General features: G+C 59.6%; 1 protein-coding gene. It reads right to left on the bottom strand.

Annotated elements, in window-relative coordinates; all coding sequences use genetic code 11:
* On the bottom strand, window positions 1-272 hold a 272-nt coding region (locus tag AC0L3B_RS39510), incomplete at both ends, for a hypothetical protein (protein WP_473383244.1).

The raw sequence follows: 272 nt of genomic DNA, 5'->3' as shown, positions 1-272 counted from the left end.
GATTGATGTAGCCGGAGCGCAGGCTGCCGCCGTCGGCTTCCTGCAGGGCGACCAAGTCGAAGTCGCTGAGCAGGTCGCCGATTTTCTGCAGATTTGTGGTGCGCCCCTTGTGGGGCAGCACGTGCTGCCAGCCACGCGTGAGGTAGTGCCGATATTTCTCGGTACTGTTACCCACCTGGAAACCACAGGCCTGCCGGCAGACAGTCGCTTGCGCCTGCTCAGCTTCAATATCCAGGTGGGTAACAGTGCCGATATTTCTCGGTACTGTTACC

The sequence above is a fragment of the Bradyrhizobium sp. Kon56 genome (genome assembly GCF_055807635.1).
This window is presented reverse-complemented; position numbering and strand designations above follow the sequence as displayed.